Annotated in this window: 8 protein-coding genes; 4 read left to right on the forward strand and 4 right to left on the reverse strand. The window is 72.5% G+C overall.

The features are described 5' to 3' along the window. The coding region (locus ACQKIP_RS36020) for an ATP-binding protein (protein ID WP_427745101.1) at positions 1-292 on the reverse strand (292 nt) is incomplete at its 3' end. A 258-nt stretch (positions 293-550) separates the two neighbouring features. On the opposite strand from ACQKIP_RS36020, the gene ACQKIP_RS36025 reads away from it, so the two are divergent. After that, positions 551-1,270 (forward strand): TetR/AcrR family transcriptional regulator, encoded by a 720-nt coding sequence (locus tag ACQKIP_RS36025; RefSeq protein WP_365865218.1) that lies wholly within the window; start codon positions 551-553, stop codon positions 1,268-1,270. A gap of 62 nt (positions 1,271-1,332) precedes the next feature. Continuing rightward, on the forward strand, positions 1,333-2,490 hold the full coding sequence (locus tag ACQKIP_RS36030) for an FAD-dependent oxidoreductase (RefSeq protein ID WP_365865216.1): 1,158 nt from the start codon (positions 1,333-1,335) through the stop codon (positions 2,488-2,490). Here the strand turns inward: ACQKIP_RS36030 and ACQKIP_RS36035 are convergent. Beyond that, positions 2,487-3,383 (reverse strand): alpha/beta fold hydrolase, encoded by an 897-nt coding sequence (locus ACQKIP_RS36035; protein ID WP_365865215.1) that lies wholly within the window; start codon positions 3,381-3,383, stop codon positions 2,487-2,489. The genes ACQKIP_RS36030 and ACQKIP_RS36035 overlap by 4 nt on opposite strands. A gap of 100 nt (positions 3,384-3,483) precedes the next feature. On the opposite strand from ACQKIP_RS36035, the gene ACQKIP_RS36040 reads away from it, so the two are divergent. Next, complete coding sequence (locus ACQKIP_RS36040; protein WP_365865213.1) at positions 3,484-3,921, forward strand: winged helix-turn-helix transcriptional regulator; 438 nt, start codon at positions 3,484-3,486, stop codon at positions 3,919-3,921. A 30-nt stretch (positions 3,922-3,951) separates the two neighbouring features. Here ACQKIP_RS36040 and ACQKIP_RS36045 read toward each other — a convergent pair whose 3' ends face one another. After that, on the reverse strand, positions 3,952-4,737 hold the full coding sequence (locus ACQKIP_RS36045) for an SAM-dependent methyltransferase (protein ID WP_365865211.1): 786 nt from the start codon (positions 4,735-4,737) through the stop codon (positions 3,952-3,954). 119 nt (positions 4,738-4,856) lie between these two features. Then, positions 4,857-5,708: a LysR family transcriptional regulator gene (locus tag ACQKIP_RS36050; protein ID WP_365865209.1), complete on the reverse strand. Its 852-nt coding sequence runs from the start codon at positions 5,706-5,708 to the stop codon at positions 4,857-4,859. 103 nt (positions 5,709-5,811) lie between these two features. On the opposite strand from ACQKIP_RS36050, the gene ACQKIP_RS36055 reads away from it, so the two are divergent. Then, a partial coding sequence (locus tag ACQKIP_RS36055; RefSeq protein WP_427745102.1) for an EamA family transporter occupies positions 5,812-6,683 on the forward strand: 872 nt, incomplete at its 3' end.

The following is a 6,683-nucleotide window of genomic DNA, read 5'->3' on the forward strand; positions in this document are numbered from 1 at the left end:
CCCGTGGGCCTTCGGGGTTCGCGTCGTGGACCTCGACGGTCACATGGTGGTCGGACACCTCCAGGCGCAGGCGGCAGGGACTGCGGCCGTGCTGGGTGGCGTTGGTGACGAGTTCGGACACGATCAGCGTGGCGTCGTCCACCCGTTCGGCATCCACTTCCGTCAGGTGCCCGCGGGACCGGGTCAGGAACGCGGAGGTCAACCTCCGGGCCCGGCCGGCCGAAGCGGCTTCCTGCGGCAGTGCGTACTCAACTCGGGTGACCTGCCGATGGGCGCGCTGGTGCGCACGCATGGCGACTCACTTCCCTCCCCTGGGACGACCGGTGTGCTCGCGACGGCAACAGCTCACCGCGCCCCGGCGTATCTCTTGCGTGGTCGATCCTGTCCCACGGTGATGCCCGCCCCTGCTGATCGCCAATCAAGCTCCCGGGTGCGCGAACGCCCGGGCGCGGCGGAAGTGCGGGCTCCGCTGGCACTTCCGCAGAGGCATGCTAGCGAACATGTTCGTTCCGAACATGCACGTAACGAACATGTTCGTTACAGTGGTCGTATGACAGCTCACTCCGCTCCTTCCGGTGCCCCCCGAAGCCGCCGCGAGCGCCCGGCAAAGCCGGCCCTGACGCGGGCCGGGATCGTCGCCGCCGCGGTGGAGATCATGCGCGCCGAGGGCCTGGGCAAGGTGACCATGCGCCGCCTCGCCAAGGAGCTCGACACCGGGCCCGCCTCCCTGTACGTCTACGTGCGCAACACCGCCGAGCTGCACGCCGCGATCCTGGACGAACTGCTCGGCGCGGTCGAGGCGGCGCCGGTCGACGGCGACTGGCGCGAGCGCATCGAGCAGGTGCTCACCTCCTATACCGGCGTGCTCTTCCGGCACCGCGGTCTCGCCAAGGCCGCCCTCGTGGCCCGGCCGCGCGGCGAGCACTATCTGCGGCTCATCGAGACGCTGCTCGCCCTGCTCGACGAGGGCGGGGTCCCGCCGGGCCAGGCGGCCTGGGGCGTCGACCTGCTGCTCCAGTACGCCACCGCGACCGCCGCCGAGCATGCGCCGGGCGACCGGGATGCCGAGGTCGCCCGGGGGGAGTGGGACGCGGCGGCCCGGGCGCTGCGGGGCGCGTCCGAGCAGACCCACCCGCACGTCGCCGGCCTGGCCGCGCAGCTTCTTTCCGGCCGCCCGGAGGCCCGCATCTCCTGGGGCTTCCGCGCACTGATCAACGGAATCCTGCACACGCCCCTCCCGGACGACGGCGAGAGCGGAACCGGGCGCTGACCTACCCCCGCCGCACCACGAGTTACGGATCACGCACTACGCACCACGCAAGGAGCAACGCCATGACCACCCCTCACCCCCACCACCCCATCGCCATCGTCGGCGCGGGCCTCGGCGGCCTCACCCTCGCCCGCGTCCTGCACGTCAACGGCATCGAGGCCGCCCTGTACGACCTGGAGGCCTCACCGGCGGCCCGCGGCCAGGGCGGCATGCTCGACATCCACGAGGAGTCCGGGCAGGCCGCCCTGCGCGCCGCCGATCTGTACGAGGAGTTCCGCGCGCTCATCCACCCCGGCGGCGAGGCCATGCGCGTCCTGGACAAGGACGCCGTGGTCCGCATGGAAGAGGCGGACGACGGCGACGGCGGCCGCCCCGAGGTCGAGCGCGGCCAGCTGCGCGACCTGCTGCTCGGCTCGCTGCCCGAGGGCGCCGTGCACTGGAGCGCCAAGATCACCGGGGCGCGTCCCCTCGGCGGCGGGCGTCACGAGGTGACCCTCGCCGACGGTTCCGCCTTCACGACCGACCTGCTGATCGGCGCCGACGGCGCCTGGTCGCGCATCCGCCCCCTGGTCTCCGAAGCCACCCCCGCCTACTCCGGCATTTCCTTCGTCGAGGTGGACCTCCTGGACGCCGACGCCCGCCACCCGGACAGCGCCGCCGTCGTGGGCGGCGGCATGTTCTTCGCGCTCGGCGCGGACAAGGGATTCCTCGCCCACCGCGAGACCGACGGCAGCCTGCACGTCTACACCGCGCTGCGGGTCCCGGAGGAGTGGATCTCCTCGATCGACTTCACGGCCACCGACCTCGCCAAGGCCGCCGTCCTCGAGCACTTCGCCGACTGGGACAAGAGCCTTCAGGCGCTGGTCGCCGACGCCGACGGGTCACTGACCCCGCGCCGCATCCACACCCTGCCGGTCGGCCACCGCTGGGAGCGCGTGCCGGGCGTCACGCTGCTCGGCGACGCGGCCCACCTCATGTCCCCCTTCGCGGGGGAGGGCGCCAACCTCGCCATGTTCGACGGCTCCGAACTCGCCCGTGCCGTCGCCGCGCACCCCGGCGACACCGAAGCCGCGCTCGCCGCCTACGAGCAGGCGCTGTTCCCCCGCAGCGAGAACGCCGCCGCCGAGTCCGCCGACAGCCTCGTCCGCATCTTCCGGGCCGACTCGCCGCAGGGCCTGCTCGACATGTTCGCCGGCAACCAGGCGTCCGGGCCCAACTAGGCATCCTGGCCCGGCAGGTCGGCGGCGAGGAACGGTTCGAGCACGTCGAGCAGGGCTCCGGGGCGGTCCAGGGGGATGATGTGGCCGCAGTCCGGGATCAGATGGCTCGTCAGATCGTCGGCCAGGGGCCGCACCTGTCGTTCGAGGGCCGCTCCGACGGGATGGGAGCCGACCGTCATCGTGGGCATGGTCAGCCGGGCGTGCCGCGCGGCGTCGCGGATCTGCCGCCCGCTCGCGGGCATGGCCCGGTAGTACGAGAAGGCGCAGCGCAGGGCCTCGTGGCCGGTGTAGGCGGCGAGGAAGGCGTCCCTGACGCGATCGGGGATACCGCGGCCGTGCGTGCCGGTGTCCAGGAACCAGTCGATGTACTCGGCCTCGTGTCCGGCCAGGACGTTCTCGGCGAGCCCCGGTACCGCGTGGAAGCCGAACCACCACGGCGGGCCGGCGGCCAGGAAGTCCTCCGCGCCCGGCAGGGGTCCCAGGAGCGACTCCATGACGACGAGCCGTCGTACGAGATCGGGTCGCCGCAGTGCGAGAAGGAAGGCGGGCGGTGTGCCCGCGTCGATGCCGACGACCGCCGCGGTCCGTTCCCCGAGCGCGTCGAGGATCCCCTCGGCGTCGGTCGCGAGGTTGTCCGCGTCATAGCCGTCCGCCGCGCGTGTGCCGGAGCCGAGGCCGCGCAGGTCCGGGGCGATGACCCGGTGCCGCAGGGCCAGCCGGGGCATGACCTCGCTCCACAGCTGCCAGGTGTGGGGGAAGCCGTGGAGCAGCAGGACGGCGGGGCCGGTGCCGGCGACCGCCACGTCGACCGTGATGCCGTTGGTGGTGATCTGCCGCAGGGCGATGCCGGGGGCGCCGCGCAGGGCGGCGGATTCGGTCGGGGGGAGGGGCATGGCGAAGCTCCGAAGTGGTTACCATTGGTGACCACATGAGGCTAGGTAACCCGTACTGGCCTGCCAAGAACGCACTTTCCCGACAGGTGGTGAGCCCGAGGTGACCACCCCTCGCACGAAGAGCCCGCACACTCCGGGGGCGGGGGCGGGGGCGCGCGGCGATCTCTTCGATCCCGACTGCCCGACCCGACGCCTGCTCGACCGCATCGGCACGAAGTGGACGTCGATGGCGGTCAAGGTCCTCGCCGAGGCAGAGCCGCACGAGGTGCGCTTCGCCGAACTGCGGCGCCGCATGCCGGGCGTCTCGCAGAAGATGCTCTCCACGACCTTGCAGGGCATGGCGCGTGACGGCCTGGTCGCACGCCGGGTGGAGCCGACCGTGCCGCCGCGCGTGCACTACCGCCTGACTGCCCTCGGGCTGTCCCTGGAGGGGCCGCTCGCCGCGGTCAGGGCGTGGGCCGAGGAACACATGGCGGAAATCGACCGCGCCAACGAACGCGGCGACGCGGCGGCGGCAGACGGCCCGGGCGACGTCTGAGGCACCCGGGCGCCCCCGTCCCCGCCCTCGTCAGGGCTTGCGCGCCACCGCGGCGTAGATCCCGCTGCCTTCCGCCTCCGGCCGCGCGGTGTCCCGGAACCACTCCGGGGCCGTCACCAGACCCGGCTCCACGATGTCGAGCCCGTCGAAGAAGCGGCTGACCTCGGCGCGGTTGCGGAAGCCGAGCTTGATGCCGCCCTTCGCGTACTCCGCGGTGACCTGCGCGGAGAGCTCCGGGAAGATGTCGGACGAGGCGTGCGAGAGCACCAGGTGGCTGCCCGCGGGCAGGGCGTCGACCAGCGTGCGCACGATGCCGTACGGGTCCTGGTCGTCCGGCAGGAAGTGCATGAGCGCGATCAGCGAGAGGGCGATCGGGCGGTCGAAGTTCAGCAGGCCGCGGGCGTGGTCGAGGATCTCCAGGGGCTCGCGGACATCCGCCTGGATGTAGTCGGTCATCCCCTCGGGGCGGCTGACGAGCAGGGCCTCCGCGTGACGCAGCACGATGGGGTCGTTGTCGGTGTAGACGACCCGCGCCGACGGCACGATGTCCTGGACGATCTGGTGCAGGTTCGGCGCGGTGGGGATGCCGGTGCCTATGTCGAGGAACTGGTCCATGCCCTGGGTGGCGAGCCAGGCGGTCGCGCGGTTCATGAACGCGCGGTTCTGCCGGGCCGCGTCCTTCGCCTCGGGCGGCAGCTTCTCGCCCACCGCCTCGTCGACGGGGTAGTTGTCCTTGCCGCCGAGCAACCAGTCATAGACACGCGCGGGATGCGGGTTGGTGGTGTCGATCGTCGGCCTGGGCGCACCTGCGGTCATGACGTACTCCGTTGCTGCTGCGAGAGACGCTGGAAGCCGCAGTCTGCCACAGCAACATCACCTTGGGCATGGGTTGTTGGGGCCGTGGTCGGTGCAGGTCGCGCAGGGTTGCGGGGGCCTCACGGCCGGTAGAGATCGGTCAGGAGCGCCACCGCGGCGTGCGTCATGGGATGCGGGTCGTGGCGGCGCCAGATGAGGTGTACGGCGATCGGCTCGGCGTCGCGCAGCGGGCGGAACACGACGCCGTCGCGGCGGTACTGGTTGGCGGTGCTCTCCGGGGTGAGGCCGACGCAGCGGCCCGACGCGATGACGGCCAGCCAGTCGTCGATGTCCTGGGTGTACTCCACTGTGGGGCGGGCTTCTTCGGGCCACAGCTCGGCGGTGGTGGTGCCGGTGCGCCGGTCGATCAGGAGCGTCCGCTCCCGTATGTCGGCCAGGGGGATGGAGCGCCGCCTGGCCCACGGATCGTCGCTCGCCAGGGCGCAGATGCGGCGCTCGTGGCCGACGACGGCGCTGGCGAACCGGGCCTCGCTGAAGGTGGTGCGCACGACGGCGAGGTCGCACAGGCCCTCGGCGAGGCCGCCCGTCGCGGAGTTGGTCCGGATCAGATGGAGCTCGACGTCGGGGTGTCCGGCGGCCCAGCGGCGCTGGAACTCCGCCGTGTGGCGGCCCATCGCGGACCAGGCGTGGCCGATGCGCAGCCGGGTGTGTCCGGTGGTCGCCTCGCGGATGAGGTCGTCGGCCTCCGCCAGCAGATGCCGGGCCCGCGCCAGGACCTGCACCCCCGCGGTCGTGGGGGTGACGCTGCGGCTGGTGCGGTGCAGCAGGCGCACCCCGAGCACCTCTTCGAGGCCGCCGAGGGTCCGGGAGACGGCCGCCTGGGAGACGCCGAGGTCGGCGGCGGCATCGGTGAAGCCGCCGGTGTCGACGATGGCGACCAGGCAGCGCAGATGCCGCAGTTCCAGATCCATGGCCGCAGTCTAGGGATGCGCGGAGCGTATGGATAACCAGAGCGTATGGATGAGCACTCGCATGCATTTTTCGTATGCGCGCCAGTGGCGCATCCTGCGGTGCATGCGAACGTCTCAGAGCCAAGCCGCACCCGTTGTCCTTCCGGGCGGTCCGAGCGAACCGGCCGCTCGTGCGGCACAGACCTCACGCGGTCGTCTGCCGGGCATGGCGATGATGTTCGGCAGCGGCCTTTCCAACCAAGTCGGCGCCGCCACGGGCGCGTTGGCCTTCGACGCCATCGGCCCGGCCGGAGTCGTGGCGGTGCGGCAGTGGGTCGCCGGAGTCGTGCTCCTCGCGGTGGGCAGGCCCCGGGTGCGCGCCTTCACCTGGCGCCAGTGGTGGCCGCTGCTGTGCCTCGCGGCGGTCTTCGCCACCATGAACCTCTCGCTGTACACCGCGATCGACCGCGTGGGCCTCGGCCTCGCGGTGACCCTGGAGTTCCTGGGCCCCCTGACGGTCGCCCTCGCCGCGTCCCGCCGTGCGGCGGACCTCGGCTGCGCGGTCGTCGCGGGGGCCGCGGTGGTGGCGCTTGCCCGCCCGCAGCCCAGCACGGACTACGCCGGCATCGCGCTCGGGCTGCTCGCCGCGGCCTGCTGGGCCTCGTACATCCTGCTCAACCGCACGGTCGGCGCCCGCCTTCCGGGCGTCGAGGGGTCGGCCGCCGCCGCGGGGATCTCCGGGCTGCTCTATCTGCCGGTCGGCATCGCGGTGTTCGCCCACCATCCGCCGACCGCAGCCGCCCTGGGCTGTGCGGCGGCCGCGGGCATCCTCTCCTCCGCGGTGCCGTTCCTCGCCGACCTGCTCGCCCTGCGCCGGGTCGACGCCCGCTTCTTCGGGATCTTCATGAGCGTCAACCCGGTCCTCGCGGCGCTGGTGGGCATGGTCGTCCTGGGGCAGTCCCTCGGCTGGGTGGAGTGGCTGGCCATCGCGGCGAT

Source organism: Streptomyces sp. NPDC059900, from assembly GCF_050270335.1.
GTDB lineage: Bacteria > Actinomycetota > Actinomycetes > Streptomycetales > Streptomycetaceae > Streptomyces.